This window comes from Streptomyces sp. NPDC020490 (genome assembly GCF_044335305.1).
In the GTDB taxonomy this organism is placed as follows: Bacteria; Actinomycetota; Actinomycetes; order Streptomycetales; family Streptomycetaceae; genus Streptomyces.
Map to the genome: position 1 here is coordinate 165,118 of NZ_JBIRUY010000010.1, position 16,113 is coordinate 181,230.

The 16,113-nt window shown below is 72.6% G+C and carries 17 protein-coding genes and 3 tRNA genes; 8 read left to right on the plus strand and 12 right to left on the minus strand.

The window, feature by feature from the left end; translation table 11 throughout:
- Positions 1-9: 9 nt before the first annotated feature.
- Positions 10-82 (minus strand) — tRNA-Trp (locus ACH4ZX_RS13605).
- Positions 83-331: 249 nt separating this feature from the next.
- On the opposite strand from ACH4ZX_RS13605, the gene ACH4ZX_RS13610 reads away from it, so the two are divergent.
- Both ACH4ZX_RS13610 and ACH4ZX_RS13615 read left to right on the plus strand, forming a co-directional pair.
- Positions 332-1,558 carry a pyridoxal phosphate-dependent aminotransferase gene (locus tag ACH4ZX_RS13610; protein ID WP_398271785.1) on the plus strand — a complete coding sequence of 409 codons (1,227 nt, stop codon included), beginning with the start codon at positions 332-334 and terminating at the stop codon, positions 1,556-1,558.
- Between the two features lie 125 nt (positions 1,559-1,683).
- Positions 1,684-2,712: an adenosine deaminase gene (locus tag ACH4ZX_RS13615; RefSeq protein WP_398271787.1), complete on the plus strand. Its 1,029-nt coding sequence runs from the start codon at positions 1,684-1,686 to the stop codon at positions 2,710-2,712.
- A 181-nt stretch (positions 2,713-2,893) separates the two neighbouring features.
- Here the strand turns inward: ACH4ZX_RS13615 and ACH4ZX_RS13620 are convergent, their stop codons facing one another.
- The 8 genes from ACH4ZX_RS13620 to ACH4ZX_RS13655 form a co-directional block, all read right to left on the minus strand.
- Positions 2,894-3,949: a UDP-N-acetylmuramate dehydrogenase gene (locus tag ACH4ZX_RS13620; protein WP_398271789.1), complete on the minus strand. Its 1,056-nt coding sequence runs from the start codon at positions 3,947-3,949 to the stop codon at positions 2,894-2,896.
- Between the two features lie 179 nt (positions 3,950-4,128).
- Positions 4,129-5,574, minus strand: coding sequence for a DHA2 family efflux MFS transporter permease subunit (locus tag ACH4ZX_RS13625; RefSeq protein WP_398271791.1), 1,446 nt, complete (start codon positions 5,572-5,574; stop codon positions 4,129-4,131).
- A gap of 118 nt (positions 5,575-5,692) precedes the next feature.
- Positions 5,693-6,262: a TetR/AcrR family transcriptional regulator gene (locus tag ACH4ZX_RS13630; protein WP_398271793.1), complete on the minus strand. Its 570-nt coding sequence runs from the start codon at positions 6,260-6,262 to the stop codon at positions 5,693-5,695.
- A 188-nt stretch (positions 6,263-6,450) separates the two neighbouring features.
- Positions 6,451-6,879: a MaoC family dehydratase gene (locus ACH4ZX_RS13635; RefSeq protein ID WP_360756541.1), complete on the minus strand. Its 429-nt coding sequence runs from the start codon at positions 6,877-6,879 to the stop codon at positions 6,451-6,453.
- A gap of 7 nt (positions 6,880-6,886) precedes the next feature.
- Positions 6,887-7,339 carry a MaoC family dehydratase N-terminal domain-containing protein gene (locus ACH4ZX_RS13640; RefSeq protein ID WP_398271795.1) on the minus strand — a complete coding sequence of 151 codons (453 nt, stop codon included), beginning with the start codon at positions 7,337-7,339 and terminating at the stop codon, positions 6,887-6,889.
- A gap of 244 nt (positions 7,340-7,583) precedes the next feature.
- Complete coding sequence (rpmG, locus tag ACH4ZX_RS13645) at positions 7,584-7,748, minus strand: 50S ribosomal protein L33 (RefSeq protein WP_003948671.1); 165 nt, start codon at positions 7,746-7,748, stop codon at positions 7,584-7,586.
- 90 nt (positions 7,749-7,838) lie between these two features.
- A tRNA-Met gene (locus ACH4ZX_RS13650) sits at positions 7,839-7,911 on the minus strand.
- A 46-nt stretch (positions 7,912-7,957) separates the two neighbouring features.
- Positions 7,958-8,030: transfer RNA gene (locus ACH4ZX_RS13655), tRNA-Thr, on the minus strand.
- 274 nt (positions 8,031-8,304) lie between these two features.
- Between ACH4ZX_RS13655 and ACH4ZX_RS13660 the strand changes: the two genes are divergently transcribed.
- Together ACH4ZX_RS13660 and ACH4ZX_RS13665 are read left to right on the plus strand one after the other, a co-directional pair.
- Entirely contained in the window at positions 8,305-9,531 is a 1,227-nt protein-coding gene (locus ACH4ZX_RS13660) for a hydrolase (RefSeq protein WP_398271797.1), read from the plus strand.
- Positions 9,532-9,950: 419 nt separating this feature from the next.
- Positions 9,951-10,607 carry an SDR family oxidoreductase gene (locus tag ACH4ZX_RS13665; protein ID WP_398271799.1) on the plus strand — a complete coding sequence of 219 codons (657 nt, stop codon included), beginning with the start codon at positions 9,951-9,953 and terminating at the stop codon, positions 10,605-10,607.
- A 43-nt stretch (positions 10,608-10,650) separates the two neighbouring features.
- On the opposite strand, the gene ACH4ZX_RS13670 is transcribed toward ACH4ZX_RS13665, so the two are convergent.
- The 3 genes from ACH4ZX_RS13670 to ACH4ZX_RS13680 form a co-directional block, all read right to left on the minus strand.
- Positions 10,651-10,863, minus strand: coding sequence for a hypothetical protein (locus ACH4ZX_RS13670; RefSeq protein ID WP_398271801.1), 213 nt, complete (start codon positions 10,861-10,863; stop codon positions 10,651-10,653).
- Between the two features lie 85 nt (positions 10,864-10,948).
- Positions 10,949-11,422, minus strand: coding sequence for an NUDIX hydrolase (locus ACH4ZX_RS13675; RefSeq protein ID WP_398271803.1), 474 nt, complete (start codon positions 11,420-11,422; stop codon positions 10,949-10,951).
- Between the two features lie 47 nt (positions 11,423-11,469).
- The gene (locus ACH4ZX_RS13680; protein ID WP_398271805.1) at positions 11,470-12,456 is read right to left on the minus strand and encodes an expansin EXLX1 family cellulose-binding protein; all 987 of its coding nucleotides are present in this window, start codon (positions 12,454-12,456) and stop codon (positions 11,470-11,472) included.
- Between the two features lie 605 nt (positions 12,457-13,061).
- On the opposite strand from ACH4ZX_RS13680, the gene ACH4ZX_RS13685 reads away from it, so the two are divergent.
- The 4 genes from ACH4ZX_RS13685 to ACH4ZX_RS13700 all read left to right on the plus strand — a co-directional run bounded on the left by ACH4ZX_RS13685 (position 13,062) and on the right by ACH4ZX_RS13700 (position 15,956).
- Positions 13,062-13,265, plus strand: coding sequence for a cold-shock protein (locus tag ACH4ZX_RS13685; RefSeq protein ID WP_030173817.1), 204 nt, complete (start codon positions 13,062-13,064; stop codon positions 13,263-13,265).
- 249 nt (positions 13,266-13,514) lie between these two features.
- Complete coding sequence (locus ACH4ZX_RS13690; RefSeq protein ID WP_398271807.1) at positions 13,515-15,119, plus strand: DEAD/DEAH box helicase; 1,605 nt, start codon at positions 13,515-13,517, stop codon at positions 15,117-15,119.
- 158 nt (positions 15,120-15,277) lie between these two features.
- Positions 15,278-15,544, plus strand: a complete 267-nt coding sequence (locus tag ACH4ZX_RS13695; RefSeq protein ID WP_398271862.1) for a CBS domain-containing protein — start codon at positions 15,278-15,280, stop codon at positions 15,542-15,544.
- Positions 15,545-15,641: 97 nt separating this feature from the next.
- A complete protein-coding gene (locus tag ACH4ZX_RS13700; RefSeq protein WP_398271809.1) occupies positions 15,642-15,956 on the plus strand; it encodes an SCO5918 family protein in 315 nt (104 codons plus the stop codon).
- The last annotated feature ends 157 nt before the right edge of the window (positions 15,957-16,113 follow it).

A 16,113-nucleotide genomic window follows, 5' to 3' on the forward strand; every position in this document is an offset into this window, starting at 1 on the left:
TGTGTGTAGCAGGGCCGGAGGGACTTGAACCCCCAACCGCTGGTTTTGGAGACCAGTGCTCTACCAATTGAGCTACGACCCTTTGGTTGTCCCCCAACGTACCGCATCTCGGTGGGTGCTCGATGTGCACCGCCCGTGCGCGGCCCGTGTGAGGCCAACGAGGAGAGAGTGTACGTGCTCCGGGGCCGGTCGTCGAACAGAAAGTGCCTGTAGGGACTTTGATCGCGTGGGATCGCCCGGGCCGGTGGCCGGATCCGGACAGTTGTTCAGTCGCTGTTCAGTCTGTGAAACCCGCGTGCCGGGGGAGTTTCCGGTCTGAAACGATGGACTCATGAGCGCTGCAACCCCTCCCACCGAGCGCCGGGTCTCCGCCCGAGTCGGCGCGATCTCCGAGTCCGCCACCCTCGCCGTGGACGCCAAGGCCAAGGCCCTCAAGGCCGCCGGGCGTCCGGTGATCGGCTTCGGCGCCGGTGAGCCCGACTTCCCGACCCCGGACTACATCGTCGAGGCCGCCGTCGAGGCCTGCAAGAACCCGAAGTACCACCGCTACACCCCGGCCGGCGGTCTGCCCGAGCTGAAGTCCGCGATCGCCGCGAAGACGCTGCGCGACTCCGGCTGGGAGCCGGACGTCTCGCAGATCCTGGTCACCAACGGCGGCAAGCAGGCCATCTACGAGGCCTTCGCCGCGATCCTCGACCCGGGCGACGAGGTCATCGTCCCGGCGCCGTACTGGACGACCTACCCCGAGTCGATCCGCCTCGCCGGCGGTGTCCCGGTCGAGGTCGTGGCCGACGAGACCACCGGCTACCGGGTGAGCGTGGAGCAGTTGGAGGCCGCCCGCACGGACCGGACCAAGGTCGTCCTGTTCGTCTCCCCCTCCAACCCGACCGGCGCGGTGTACTCCGAGGCCGAGACCGAGGCGATCGGCCGCTGGGCGCTGGAGCACGGCCTGTGGGTGCTGACGGACGAGATCTACGAGCACCTGGTGTACGGCGACGCGGTCTCCGTGTCCCTGCCGGCGCTGCTGCCCGAGCTGCGCGACAAGTGCGTCGTCGTCAACGGCGTGGCCAAGACGTACGCCATGACGGGCTGGCGCGTGGGCTGGATCGTCGGCCCGAAGGACGTCGTGAAGGCCGCGACGAACCTGCAGTCGCACGCCACGTCCAACGTCTCGAACGTGGCGCAGGTCGCCGCCCTGGCCGCCGTCTCCGGCGATCTGCAGGCCGTGGCGAAGATGCGCGAGGCCTTCGACCGCCGCCGCAAGACCATCGTGCGCATGCTGAACGAGATCGACGGCGTGGTCTGCCCGGAGCCGGAGGGCGCCTTCTACGCGTACCCGTCGGTCAAGGCGCTGATCGGCAAGGAGATCCGCGGCAAGCGTCCGCAGAACACGGTGGAGCTCGCCGCGCTGATCCTGGAGGAGGCCGAGGTCGCGGTCGTGCCGGGCGAGGCCTTCGGCACGCCGGGCTACCTGCGGCTGTCGTACGCGCTGGGTGACGAGGACCTCGTCGAGGGCGTGAGCCGGATCCAGAAGCTGCTGGCGGAGGCGCGGGACTGAGAAGGTCCACGCGCGCGTACGGGCCGCTTCCCCCTGGCGGGGAGGCGGTCCGTTTCTTTGTGCGGGCAACACCCCGTACGGGCAATCCGCTACCGGGACCGCGGGGCGTGCGGCAGGATCTTCGAATGGAGCGTGTACGTGATGTCTCTGAGCTGCCGAAGGCCCATCTGCACCTGCACTTCACCGGGTCGATGCGGCCCAGCACCCTGCTGGAGCTGGCCGACAAGTACGGCGTGCGGCTGCCCGAAGCGCTGACGGAGGCGCTGACCGGCGGGGAGCCGCCGCGCCTGCGGGCGACCGACGAGCGCGGCTGGTTCCGGTTCCAGCGGCTGTACGACGCGGCGCGTTCGTGCCTGCGGGAGCCCGAGGACATCCGGCGCCTGGTGCGGGAGGCCGCGGAGGAGGACCTGAAGGACGGCTCGGGCTGGCTGGAGATCCAGGTGGACCCGACGTCGTACGCGCCGCGGCTGGGCGGTCTGATTCCGGCGCTGGAGATCATCCTGGACGCGGTGGAATCCGCGATGCGGGAGACCGGGCTCGGCATGCGGGTCGTGGTCGCCGCGAACCGGATGAAGCACCCGCTGGACGCCCGTACCCTGGCCCGCCTCGCGGTGCGCTACGCCGACCGGGGCGTGATCGGCTTCGGCCTGTCCAACGACGAACGCCGGGGCATGGCGCGGGACTTCGACCGCGCCTTCCACATCGCGCGGGAGGGCGGGCTGCTGTCGGCGCCGCACGGCGGTGAGCTGGCGGGGCCGTCCTCGGTCCGCGACTGCCTGGACGACCTGTACGCGCACCGGATCGGGCACGGCGTGCGGGCGGCGGACGACCCGCGCCTGCTGAAGCGCCTGGCGGACCGGGGTGTGACGTGCGAGGTGTGTCCCGCCTCGAACGTGGCCCTGGGCGTCTACGAGAAGCCGGAGGACGTCCCCCTGCGCACTCTGTTCGACGCGGGCGTCCCGATGGCCCTGGGCGCCGACGACCCGCTCCTGTTCGGCTCCCGTCTCGCCGCCCAGTACGAGATCGCCCGCCGCCACCACGACTTCTCGGACGAGGAGCTGGCGGAGCTGGCCCGCCAGTCGGTACGGGCGTCGGTCGCACCGGAGGACGTGAAGGTCAAGCTGCTGTCCGGCGTGGACGACTGGCTGGCCTGACCCGTCCCGTCCCGGCCTGTCCCGGCCCGCGCGCCCAGTGCGCGGGGTCCGCGCCGGCCGACCGGCGGAGGCGCCGACGTCCGGGCCGGTCCGCCCGGGTCCCTGCCCGGGCCGCTGGATGGAGGCCACGTCGGTGCGCGGGGCCACGGACTGGACGGTCCGACGGTCGCCGGCCGGGGCCCTACAGGCTGACGCCCACCGTCACCGGCTCGTTGACCAGGGTGATGCCGAAGGTCTCGCGGACGCCGGCCACGACCTCGCGGGCCAGCGCGAGGAGGTCCTCGGTGGTGGCCGCGCCGCGGTTGGTGAGGGCGAGGGTGTGCTTGGTCGAGATGCGGGCGGGTCCGGTGCCGTAGCCCTTGGTGAAGCCCGCCTTGTCGATCAGCCAGGCCGCGGAGGTCTTGGTGCGGCCCTCCCCCGCCGGGTAGGCCGGCGGCTCCACGCCGTCGCCGAGCCGTTCCCGCACGCGCGCGCGGAAGGCGGCGAACTGCTCGTCGGTGAGGATCGGGTTGGTGAAGAAGGAGCCGGCCGACCAGGTGTCGTGGTCCTCGGGGTCCAGGACCATGCCCTTGCCCGCCCGCAGCTTCAGCACGGTCTCGCGGGCGTCCGCCAGCGGCACGCGGTCGCCGGGTTCGACGCCCAGCGCGCGGGCGGTCTCGGCGTACCTGATCGGCGCCGACAGCCCGTCCGCGTCCTCCAGCAGGAAGCGCACGCGCAGCACGACGTAGCGCTCGGGGTCGGACTTGAATCGGCTGTGCCGGTAGGAGAACGCGCAGTCGGCGTTCGGGAGGGTGACCGTCTCGCGCGTGGCGCGGTCGTAGGCGACGACCTCGGTGATCGTGGAGGAGACCTCCTGGCCGTAGGCGCCCACGTTCTGGATGGGGGTCGCGCCGGCGGAGCCCGGGATGCCGGCCAGGCACTCGATGCCGGCGTGTCCGGCCTCGACGGTGCGGGCGACGGCGTCGGTCCACACCTCGCCGGCGGCCAGCTCCAGCCGGGTGCCGTCCAGCGAGAAGCCCTTGGTGGCGATGACGAGCGCGGTGCCGGCGAAGCCCTTGTCGCCGATGACCAGGTTCGAGCCGCCGCCGATCAGCAGCAGCGGTGTCCCGGTGTCGTCGGCCTCGCGGACGGCGGCGATCACCTCGTCGTCGGTGGTCGCGGTGACGAGCCGGTCCGCGGGACCGCCCAGCCGGAAGGTGGTCAGCGGGGCGAGGGGGGCGTCGTGGAGTTCCTGCACGGGCCCAAGACTACGAGACGCCGCCGGCAGCCCCTCGCCACCGCCGCACCACCGGCGACAGCGCTTCACCACGCGCGTGTGCGGCCCCAGCCAGTGGCTGGGGCCGCACGCGCGCGTGTGTGCTCGGCTCAGGCGTCGGCCTGGGACGCGTCCGGCGTGGCGACCGGAGCGTGTCCGGGTCAGCGCAGGGCGGGCTCGGCGGCCGCGGCGGGCGCCGGTTCCGTCCGGCCACCCGGGAGCTGCCCGGCGCGCCGCCGGGCGGGGATGAGCAGCGCGGCCACCGCGGCGAGCGCGACCATCGCGGAGCCTGTGGCCAGCGCGGGCCGCAGGCCGTCGACGAAGGACTGCCCGGACTCGTAGCCGCCCTGGGCGGAGAAGATCGACGACATGACGGCGATGCCGAGCGCGCCGCCGACCTCGCGCAGCGCGTTGTTGGCGCCGGAGGCGATGCCCTGCTCCCCGGGCAGGACGCTGGACATGACCAGGTTGGCGGCCGGGGCGAAGTAGAGGGCCATGCCGATGCCGCTGACGATCAGGCCGGGCAGCTGGACGGCGTAGGAGGCGTCGGCGGTGGCCACGGCGGCCATCCAGCCGAGGCCGGCGGCCTGCAGCAAGAGGCCGGTGGCGACGACGGGGCGGCCGCCGACGCGGTCGGAGAGGATGCCGGCGATCGGCGCGACGAGCATCGGCATGCCGGTCCAGGGCAGCATCCGCAGGCCCGCCTCGGTGGGCGAGTAGCCGAGGACGCCCTGCATGTACTGGCTGAGCAGGAAGATCGAGCCGAACATGCCGAGGAACATCAGCAGGCTCGCCGCGTTGATCCCGGAGAAGGCGCGGGAGCGGAAGAGGCGCATCGGGAGCATGGGGTTCGCGGCGCGGGTGCTGTAGAGGACGAAGCCGACGACCAGCGCGGCGCCGGCGAGCAGCCCGGTGAGCACCAGGGGGCTGGTCCAGCCGTCGGCGGGACCGCGGACCAGGCCGTAGACGATCCCGAAGAGGCCGCCGCTGGCGAGCAGGGTGCCGGGGACGTCGAGCGGGGCGCCGGTGCCGTGTGACTCGGCGAGGCGCAGCCGGGCGAGCGGCAGCAGGGCGACGCCGAGCGGGACGTTCAGCCAGAAGATCCAGTGCCAGGAGACGTGCTCGGTGAGGCTGCCGCCGATCAGCGGTCCGGAGGCCACCGCGAGCCCGTTGACGGCGCCCCAGATGCCGTACGCCGTCCCGCGCTTGGCGGCGGGCACGGCCTCGGTCAGCAGGGTCAGTGTGAGGGGCATCATGATCGCCGCTCCGACGCCCTGGACGGCGCGGGCGATGATGAGCGCGTCGATGCCGGAGGCCATGGCCGCGGCGGCGGAGGCGCCGGTGAAGACGGTCAGACCGGCGAGGAAGAGCCGGCGCCGGCCGAAGCGGTCGCCGAGCGCGGCGCCGAACATCAGCAGGACGGCGAAGGTGAGCGTGTAGGCGCTCACGGTCCACTCCAGGTCGTCCAGCGCGCCGCCGAGGTCCTCGCGGATGGAGGGCAGGGCGGTGGTGACGACGAGGTTGTCGAGGGCCGCCATGAACCCGGCGACGCTGGTGATGACGAGGGCCCAGACTGCTCCCCCGCGACGTGCGGTCTGCTCTGACATCGCTCCCCCTGAGGGTGTTCGGCTTCCGTGGCCGGCCGCCGATGATTAGTTATTGATTACTAACTTTCGTGCTCATGAAAAGGCGCCCACGGCACCCTTCCGGCGCACCCGCTCGCCGCTACTTCTCCGGCCGGCCCTTGATCCGCACCGACGGATACAGCCCTTCCCAGACCCGGTGGTCGGGAGGGAAGCCCATGGCGACCAGGCAGTTGATGAGCATCCCGCACGCCATGAAGGTGGTGGTCTCCTCGGCATCGGCGCCGAGCGGCAGGTGCACCGTGTCCCACAGCCGCATCCAGCCCGCCCGGACCTCCTCACCGAACTCACGGTCGCCGGCCTGCTCGGCGGCGGCCACGGCGACGTACATCTGCATCTGCATCAGCAGCTGCTCCGGCCGCTCCGCGATGGCCTCGGTGTACGCGTTGGCCATGGCGTGCAGCGCCTCTTCGCCCTCCAGCCCCTCGGCGGCCTGCCGGAAGGTGCGGACCGTGTCCTCCATGCAGCGCTGGGCCACCGCGAGGAACAGGGCCTTCTTGCCCGGGAAGAGCCGGAAGAGGTACGGCTGCGAGACGCCGACACGCTTGGCGATCGCCTCGGTCGACGTGCCGTAGTAGCCGCCACGGGCGAACTCGGCCGTCGCCGCGCGGATGACGCTCTCGCGCCTCTCCTCTGCGCTCATCCTGACCATGCGAGAAAGTTAGTACTCAATCACTAACTACGTCAAGGCGGTCGCACCAAGGGAATCCGCGGTCGCGCCAGGGGAATCCACTGACGTCCGCGAGCCCGGACGCGGTAAGGGGTGCCCCGTGATGGAGTGCGCCCCTTACCTCGCGCGGTTCGGCGGCACGCGCGTGTCCGTGCGTGCGCCCGAGCGTCTCAGGCCAGCCGTACGACCGCCCGTGACATGCCGAGCACCTTCTGGCCGGCGCTGGTCGCCGTGAGGTCCACGCGGACCGTGTTGTCGTCGAGCTTGGCCGCGACCTTGGCGCCGACCTCGATCACGGCTCCCTCGTCGTCGTTCGGGACGACGACGGGCTTGGTGAAGCGGACGCCGTACTCGACGACCGCGCCCGGGTCGCCGAGCCAGTCGGTGACCACGCGGATGGCCTCCGCCATGGTGAACATGCCGTGCGCGATGACGTCCGGCAGCCCGACCTCCTTGGCGAACTTCTCGTTCCAGTGGATCGGGTTGAAGTCCCCGGAGGCGCCCGCGTAGCGCACGAGCGTGGCACGGGTCACCGGGAAGGTCTGGGCGGGCAGCTCGGTGCCGACCTCGACGTCGTCGTAAGCGATCTTCGCCGTCATCGGTTCCTCACGCCTCCTCTGCCGCACGGGCGACCAGCTTGGTCCAGGCGGTCACGACGTGCTCGCCGGCCTCGTCGTGGACCTCGCCGCGGATGTCCAGGATGTCGTTGCCGGCCAGCGACTTGATCGCCTCGATGGTCGAGGTGACGGTGAGCCGGTCACCGGCCCGGACCGGGCGGGTGTAGGCGAACTTCTGGTCGCCGTGCACCACACGGTTGTAGTCCAGGCCCAGCTGGGGGTCCTGGATGACCTGCGCCGCGGCCTTGAAGGTGATCGCGAACACGAAGGTCGGCGGGGCGATCACCTCGGAGTGGCCGAGCGCCTTGGCGGCCTCCGGGTCCGTATACGCCGGATTGGCGTCCCCCACCGCTTCCGCGAACTCCCGGATCTTCTCCCGGCCCACCTCGTAGGGCTCGGTGGGCGGGTAGCTCCGCCCCACGAAGGACTGGTCGAGCGCCATGGCTCGGCACCTCCTGGTGTCTGCTGTGGTTGACCTGGTGGCCCGCCCCGCGGGGACCGGTCCCTGGGGAACCGTCCCTGGGACCCGTCCCCGGGACCCGTCGTCCCCGGGATCCGTCGCCCCTGGGACCCGTCGTCCCCGGGACCCGTCCCTGCGGTTACTGGCCGGAACCGGCCGGTAACCGGGGCCGAAACGACACGAGGCCGCCCCCCGACTGCGGGGGCGGCCTCGTGTACGAGCCTTTTTATCGCGTTTCGCGGTGCGCGGTGTGCGCGTTGCAACGCGGGCAGTGCTTCTTCATCTCCAGTCGGTCCGGGTTGTTACGCCGGTTCTTCTTGGTGATGTAGTTCCGCTCCTTGCACTCCACGCAGGCCAGCGTGATCTTCGGGCGGACGTCGGTGGCAGCCACGTGAGTGCTCCTAAGACGAACGGGTGGACTGATTCAACGCAAGAAAGAGTAGCCGATCGAAGGACCGACCCCACAATCGGCTACTGTGAGTAGCGGTGACCGGACTTGAACCGGTGACACAGCGATTATGAGCCGCTTGCTCTACCGACTGAGCTACACCGCTTCGGTGGGATCGGACCCCGCCTGACGGCGGGAACCTCTCTCACCAGAGCCCCAATACGGAATCGAACCGTAGACCTTCTCCTTACCATGGAGACGCTCTGCCGACTGAGCTATTGGGGCGAGCGATGAAGACATTACACGGTCCGCAGCCGTTCGCCCAAATCCGTTTCGCGGCCCCCGTCCGGGAGCGTCCCGCGGCCCTCCCGTGCGCCTCCGCGGCCGCTCCCGCACCACGCCGGATCACTCCGGATCACAGCGGACCACGCCGGTACGACTATTGCGCTCCTCCCCGCCGGGGACGGGTCACCGCCCTAGGCTCGACTCACTCTGCGTGATCTTGTGCCCCTGCGCAGTCCCCGGGCTTGCGCAACCCCGCCCGAGCCTCTGGAGCGCGATGCCCGACAGCCAGCCGCAGCCGCCCCACCCGTCCGCCCTGCTGTTGTGCGGGGCGCGGCTGACCGACGGCCGGACGGTGGACGTGCGGCTGGACGGAGGACGGATCGAGGCGGTCGGCACGGCGGGCAGCCTGACGGCGGGCGGGGTGCGGGGCGGCGGCACGCGCGTGGACCTCAGCGGCTATCTGCTCGTACCGGCCCCGGCCGAACCGCACGCCCACGGTGACACCGCCCTGTCGGCCGCCGACGACGGCCCGGTGTCGTACGACTCCCACGACGTCCAGCGCCGGGTCACCGAGGCGGCGCTGCTGCAGCTGGGGCACGGGGCGACCGCGTTGCGGGCACACGTGCGCGTGGGCGACGTGCAGGGGCTGGGCGCGCTGGTGGCAGTGGAGCGGGCGCGGCGTTCGCTGCGCGGGCTGACGGAGCTGACCGCGGTGGCGATGCCGCGGCTGCTGACGGGCACGGCGGGAGCGGACGGGCTCGCGATGCTGCGGGACGCGGTGAAAATGGGCGCCGGCGTGGTGGGCGGCTGCCCGGACCTGGACCCGGACCCCATCGGGTACGTGGAGGCGGTGCTCGAGGTCGCCTCCGAGCACGGCTGCCCCGTCGACCTGCACACCGACGCCGCCGACCCCGCCCGGCTGGCCCGCCTCGCCGCGATGGCGGGCGGGCTGCGCCCCGGCGTCACCCTCGGCCCGTGCGGCGGTCTCAGCCGGCTTCCGGCCGACGCGGTCTCGCGCACGGCCGACCGGCTCGCGGCGGCCGGGGTGACGGTGGTGTGCCTGCCCCAGGGGGGCTGCGGCGGCGCCGACCGCCTGGGTACGGCTCCGGTACGGCTGCTGCGGGCGGCCGGCGTGCGGGTGGCGGCGGGCAGCGGCGCGCTGCGGGACGTCTCGAACCCGGTGGGCCGCGGGGACCCGCTGGAGGCCGCCTATCTGCTGGCCTCCCGGTACGCGCTTCGTCCCGAGGACGCCTACGACGCGGTGAGCTCAGCGGCACGGGCCGCTCTGGGCCTGCCCGAGGTACGGGTGGAGGCCGGCTTTCCGGCCGAGCTGCTGGCGGTGCGCGGCGACCGCCTCACGGAGGCGCTGTCGCTCGCGTACAGCCGGATCGTCGTGCACCGGGGGCGGGTGGTCGCGCGGACGAGCGCGGTACGGGAGTACTGCAGCTCGGCCGCGGCGGAGCTGGGGCTGCCCCGGCAGGGGCGCGGGGAACTGTCGTGAGGGCGCGGGGCGGGCGCGCCCGGCGCGCTCAGGACGGTCCGGCGCGTGTATGGGTGCGTACGCCCCGCTTGCGGGAGAGCACGCACGCCCGGCTCGCGGGAGGAGCACGCGCGCCCGGCTCGCGTGACGAGTGCGCGAGCCCGGCGTGTGGCGTGGGCGTGCGCGCCTGGTGCGTGGATCTCGGTTCACCACCCGGTCGGAGACCCGGGCACCCCGGGGAGCCAGGGGTTGTGCGGCGGAGGCGCACACGCTCGGCGCGAGACCGCACGGCGTGCGCGCCGGGAGCGGGCGCCCGGCGGGTCGGAGGCGGGCGCCCGCGCCCAGCGCGTGCGCTGGGCGCTCGCGGGGCGCGGGCGCTCCCTGGGACGCGGGCTCAAGTCGTGGGGCGGATACGGCCGTCCGGGCGTACGGTCGGAGACATGCGCATTGTCATCGCTGGTGGTCATGGTCAGATCGCGCTGCGGCTGGAGCGGCTGCTCGCCGCGCGCGGTGATGAGGTCGCGGGGATCATCCGCCACGCCGAGCAGGGCGACGACCTGCGAGAAGCCGGCGCAGAACCGGTTCTTCTGGATCTCGAGTCGGTTTCCGTCGAGGAGGTCGCGGCCCATCTGCAGGGCGCGGACGCGGCGGTGTTCGCGGCGGGCGCGGGTCCGGGCAGCGGGGCGGCCCGCAAGGACACGGTGGACAAGGGAGCGGCCATCCTGTTCGCGGACGCCGCGGTCCGGGCGGGCGTGCGCCGGCATGTCGTCGTGTCGTCGATGGGCGCGGATCCGGCGCGCCAGGGCGACGACGTCTTCGACGCCTACCTGCGCGCGAAGGGCGCGGCCGACGCCCATGTGCGGAGTCTGGACGCCCTGGACTGGACGATCCTGCGCCCCGGCAGCCTGACGAACGACCCCGGCACCGGTCTCGTACGGCTGGAGGCCCACACCGGCCGTGGCGCGGTCCCCCGCGACGACGTCGCCACCGTTCTCGCGGAGCTGGTGGACACCCCGGCGACGTCGGGCCTGGTCCTGGAACTGGTGAGCGGGTCCACGCCGGTGTCGGTGGCGGTGAAGTCGGTGGCCGGGCCCTGAGCGGCCCCGCCGCGCCGAGGCGTTCGCGCTCGGTCACGCCCGCTCAGAAGAGGGGTAGTTGCCCGGGGAACTCGGGCACGACGTAGCCGTCGAGCGTGGGCTGGGCCGCGTCGGTCTCGGCCTGGCGGCGCGAGCCGGCGCAGGAGACGAGCCTCCCGTTCTCGCGCGCCCCAGGCGGGTCGTGCCGGGCGAACCGGCCGGCCACGACGGCGATCTCGCGCCGGCATTCGGGGCAGCGTCTGCGACGAGTGGACATACGGTCAGTGTGCCCCGGACGGAGGCGCGTTGGGGTGGCGGGGCGGCCGCGCTCGCCTGACGCCGGCGCCCCGTGTCCGCGGCCGTCAGCCGATGTGGGGAGCGGTCCGCGCCGGGTCCAGGGCGTGGTCGATCCGCAGGCGCATGGTGGGGTGGATGTCCAGTCCGGCCAGGTCGGCCGGGTCGACCCAGCGGACCTGGGTGGTCTCGTCGCTCGTGCGCAGTTCGCCGCCCGTGGGGCGTGCCAGGAAGCAGATGCTGAACTGCTGGCGGACCTCCCCGTCGTCGTACCGGATCACGTGGCCTGGGTCGGTGTAGATGCCGGTCAGGCCGACGACCTCCACCTCGATCCCGGTCTCCTCGCGGACCTCGCGGACCACCGTGTCGCTGATGGACTCCCCCACGTCGTGCCCGCCTCCGGGCAGGGCCCAGCGTCCGTTGTCGGACCGCTGCACCATCAGCACCCGCCCCGTGCCGTCGCGCACGAGGGCCACGACGGCGGGCACGACGGAGTCGGCGCGCGGGGCGTCGGGGTCGTGCAGGTAGTCGATCCGTCCCATGCCGACGTGCCTACCACACAGCCCTGCCCCACGGCCTCCGCACGTGATCAGTGGGCGGCGAACTGGACGCGGGTGGGCTGCACGGCGTCCGGCCGGAGCGCGATGCCGTCGACGACCAGTCGTTCACCGTAGATGTCGGTGATCCTCAGCCCGCCGCCGCAGCCGCTGCCGTGCTCGGAGAGGAAGTAGTTGAAGTCGGTGCGGGGCAGCGGGCTCCAGCCGCCGCCGCTGCGGACCTCCAGCCGCGCCACCGGATTGCGGTGGCCGATCACCTGCACGGCGCACCAGTAACGGCTGGACCCGGTCTTGTACCGGAGCGAGATCGTGTCGGTGGTGCTGGGGCTCAGCAGGCTCCAGGTGATCGCGATGCGGCCGCGCGAGGGGGCGGCGAGCTTGGCGAAGGCCTGGACGCTGAGGTCGAGTTGGCCGGGAGCGCAGGGCAGTGGGCATTCGTTGGTGACGCGGACCGTGACGGATGCGCCGTCGGCCGTGCGGACGCGCACGTACGCTCCGCACGCCTTGGCGGACTCGTAGTCGGCGTGGTTCATCGCGGCGATCATGAGGTCGTCGGTCGGGCCGTACAGACAGGCGCCGTCCCCGTCACCGGCGTCGTAGTGGGTGGCGACTCCTCGGTAGGTGACCGCGGGGCGGATCCGTCCCGCCAGCGGCGCCGCGCCGGAGCCCGTCCGGGGGACGGCGGCCGTGGCCGACGGCGGCCGGGAGGGGGCGGCGCCGGTCCGGTGGGGCGCCGGGGTGGACGTGGCGGCGGACGAGGACGGGGACGGAGACCCGGATCCGGACTCCGGCCGGGACTGGGACGTCTCGGACCGGGTCCGCGTCGGGGACGACGGGGCGCTCGCCCGATCGCCGGCGAGGGACGTGGCCCGGGCGTGCCCGGCATCGTCCGCCCGGTGACCGGGCTGGAACGCGACGACCAGCAGCACGACGAGCCCGGCGGCCAGGACGGCGATGCCGGGGACGAGCGCGGCGCGGCGCTTGCGGGGCGGGCGGCGGCGGTGCGAGGGGAGCGCCACGGATGAGTCCTTACCTGACCGGGTTCGGGGGAACGCGTGGTTGCCGTGAGGTACGGGTGGAGAGGGTCTCCGACTCATCAGTGGCCGCGGGGCGCGGAAAGGTTGCCGGAAGGGCCCGACGTTGTTGCGGGAGCGACCCGACGGCGTAGCGGGAGGGCCCGACGGCGTAGCGGGAACGGCCCGACGTCCCCCTCCGGCATGATCGCGATGCCGGGTGGGCGAGGACTGTGACCTTCGTCGCCGCAGGGGGTCCCGGGGGTGTTCCGCTCCCTGCCGGGCATCGGTGGCGCCGGTGGCCGTACGTCCGGCTCCGCCGGAGGTCAGGGCTCCGCGACCGCCCGGCCGCCGCCGGGAAACGCCGCGACCGGCGAGCCAATATCTGTGTTCGCGAAGTGAGAATTAGACACGGCGCGCACCGAGTATTCCCGACCACCGGACCAGGCGGAAATCATCGACAGTGCAGGGCCGGTCGCGCCATGCTACTGTCGATCTCAGTTGCAGGTGTGATTGCCAGAAGGTTCATTTCTTCCTACGGCGTCATCATCACGGCGACACGGAACCCGCACAGGGCGGATTCCCGACACCGCCTCCGAAGGAGAAATGAAATGGCTACTGGCACCGTGAAGTGGTTCAACGCGGAAAAGGGCTTCGGCTTCATCGAGCAGGACGGCGGCGGCGCCGACGTCTTCGCCCACTACTCGAACATCGCCGCCCAGGGCTTCCGCGAGCTGCTGGAAGGCCAGAAGGTGTCCTTCGACATCGCGCAGGGCCAGAAGGGCCTGACGGCCGAGAACATCGTTCCCGCCTGACATACCACACCGTCACACACTTCGCAGTTGGGGCCCGCGCCTAGGGGTGCGGGCCCCGACTCGCTGTATTCAGGGGCCGCCCGAGCGCAGGCTCCTCCGCATCACCGGCGGTGGCGCGTTTTCTCGTCGCTCCGACCGCCCTTCGACGACTTTGGCTCGTTCTCGCAATTCTCTGCGCCGCTCATTCGCTGCGGGAATTCCTTGCACGTGCCGCATCAATGCCATGTGCCGCGACAAGGAAGGTTCCGCATGAATCGCGCCCGCACGTCCCGCTCCTACGACCGCTCCCGAGGGGGCTCCGGCGCCAACCGCTCCGGCTCTCCGCGCCGCTCGCGGGGGTACGGAAGCCGACCGGCCGCGCCCGCCGAGTTCGCACTGCCGGAGACGGTCACGCCTCCGCTGCCCGCCGTGGAGTCGTTCGCCGAACTCGCCCTGCCGGCGCGGCTGCTGGCCGCGCTCGGTCACGAAGGGGTGACCGTGCCGTTCCCGATCCAGGCGGCGACCCTGCCGAACTCGCTGGCCGGACGGGACGTGCTCGGCCGCGGTCGCACCGGGTCGGGCAAGACGCTCGCCTTCGGTCTCGCCCTCCTGGCCCGGACCGCGGGACGACGCGCGGAGCCCCGCCAGCCCCTCGCCCTGGTCCTCGTCCCCACCCGCGAGCTCGCCCAGCAGGTCACCGACGCGCTCACCCCGTACGCCCGTCCCCTCGGGCTGCGGCTGGCCACCGTCGTCGGCGGGACGTCGATCGGCAGGCAGGCGGGCGCGCTGCGGAGCGGGGCGGAGGTCGTCGTCGCGACGCCCGGGCGGCTGAAGGACCTGATCGGCCGTGGCGACTGCCGACTGGACGACGTCGACATCACCGTCCTGGACGAGGCCGACCAGATGGCCGACATGGGCTTCATGCCCCAGGTCACCGCCCTGCTCGACCAGGTGCGTCCGGAAGGCCAGCGGATGCTCTTCTCGGCCACCCTGGACCGCAACGTCGACCTGCTGGTCCGCCGCTACCTCAGCGACCCGGTGGTCCACTCCGTCGACCCGTCGGCGGGCGCGGTCACCACGATGGAGCACCATGTGCTGCACGTGCACGACGCGGACAAGCACCGGACGACCACCGACATCGCGGCGCGCGACGGCCGCGTGATCATGTTCCTGGACACCAAGCACGCGGTGGACCGGCTGACCAAGCACCTGCTGAGCAGCGGCATCCGCGCCGCGGCCCTGCACGGCGGCAAGTCGCAGCCGCAGCGCACGCGGACCCTCACCCAGTTCAAGACCGGGCACGTGACCGTCCTGGTGGCCACCAACGTCGCCGCGCGCGGCATCCACGTCGACAACCTCGACCTGGTCGTCAACGTCGATCCCCCCAGCGACCACAAGGACTACCTGCACCGCGGCGGCCGTACGGCGCGCGCCGGCGAGTCCGGCAGCGTCGTCACCCTGGTGACGCCCGATCAGCGCCGCGACATGAGCCGCCTCATGTCCTCGGCCGGCATCACCCCGCGGATCACGCAGGTGCGCCCGGGCGACGAGGAACTGAGCCGCATCACGGGGGCCCAGACCCCCTCCGGCGTCCCGGTCGTCATCGCGGCGCCGGAGACGGAAAGCCCCCGCCGCGCGTCCTCCTCGCCGCGCAGCCGCGGAGGGCGTGGCGGACGCGGCACACGCGGCGGCGGTGACCGTCGTGAGGCTCGTGGCGCCCGTGACGGCGGCGGAAACGCCGGGAGCGGCGGGAACGGCGGAACCGGCGGGAGTGGCGGAACCGGTCGTGGGGAGCGCGCTGTCGAGGGCCGCCCGGCCGGTGAAGCGGCCCGGCGCAGGCCGCGGCGGCAGCGCGCCTACGGATCGGCCGCGTAACCGCCGTGCGGCGCCAGGCGCCTGCCGCGTTCGTACCTTTCACCCCGCCGGTTGTCCCGCTGGTCCAGCCGGTCCCGCCCGTCCGGCCCGTCTCGCCCGTCCGGTCCATCCGGTCCGTCCGGGTCAGCGCATCAGGAGGCACCTTGACACAGGACCAGATTCAGGACCGTGGGCCGGCTTCCGGCCCCGGGAACCCGGCAGACGTGGACACATGCGGACCGCGGGTCCGTGACGACATGACCGTCGAGGTCGCTCTGGCCGTCATGGCCGCCGCCCGGGTCGAGCACCTGACCCTGTGCGACAGGGACGACCAGAGCACGGGCCGGATCACCCTGGCCCGCCTCGCGGTCCTCCGCGAGAGTGCCACGTACACGGACCGGATTCGGCTACGGGACGTCCTCGACGGACCCCTCGCCGCAGCCTAGACCGCACGCGTCGCACGAGCCGCACGCGTTGTGGACATCGTCCACCAAGCCACCTGACCAGGGCTCCCTCCGTTCCCCCTTCCCTCTGTGAGGCATCATGCGCTGCATCATCGCCCGCTACCCGTTCGAGCTGACCAAGGCCGGAGTGCTGGAGTCGATGAAGGGCGTCACGCCCGAACTCGTCACGGGAGAGTCTGTCACCATCGGCCGCCGCCGCTACCCCGTCAAACAGGTGGGCCAGATCATCACCCGGCAGGACCGTCGTGACTTCACCAGCGGTGAGGTCACCCGCGCCATGACCCGCCTCGGCTTCACCTGCCATGCCGCCCCCTCCGCCGAGCCGGCGCAGGACCTCACTCCCCTCCAGGCCGCCGCGGCGCTGCTCGGCGACAGCGGCCCGCTGGGTGCGTGAACCGGCGAATCCGCCGCCGGAAAGATCAGTTGTGGGGGGGGGGGGGGGCCGGGGGGGGGGGGCCCCCCCCCCGGGCCCCGGGCCCCCCGGGGGGGCCCCCGCCACCCCCCCGCCCCCCACAAACAAAATGAACGTGAATCATATTGTAAACCCCGCC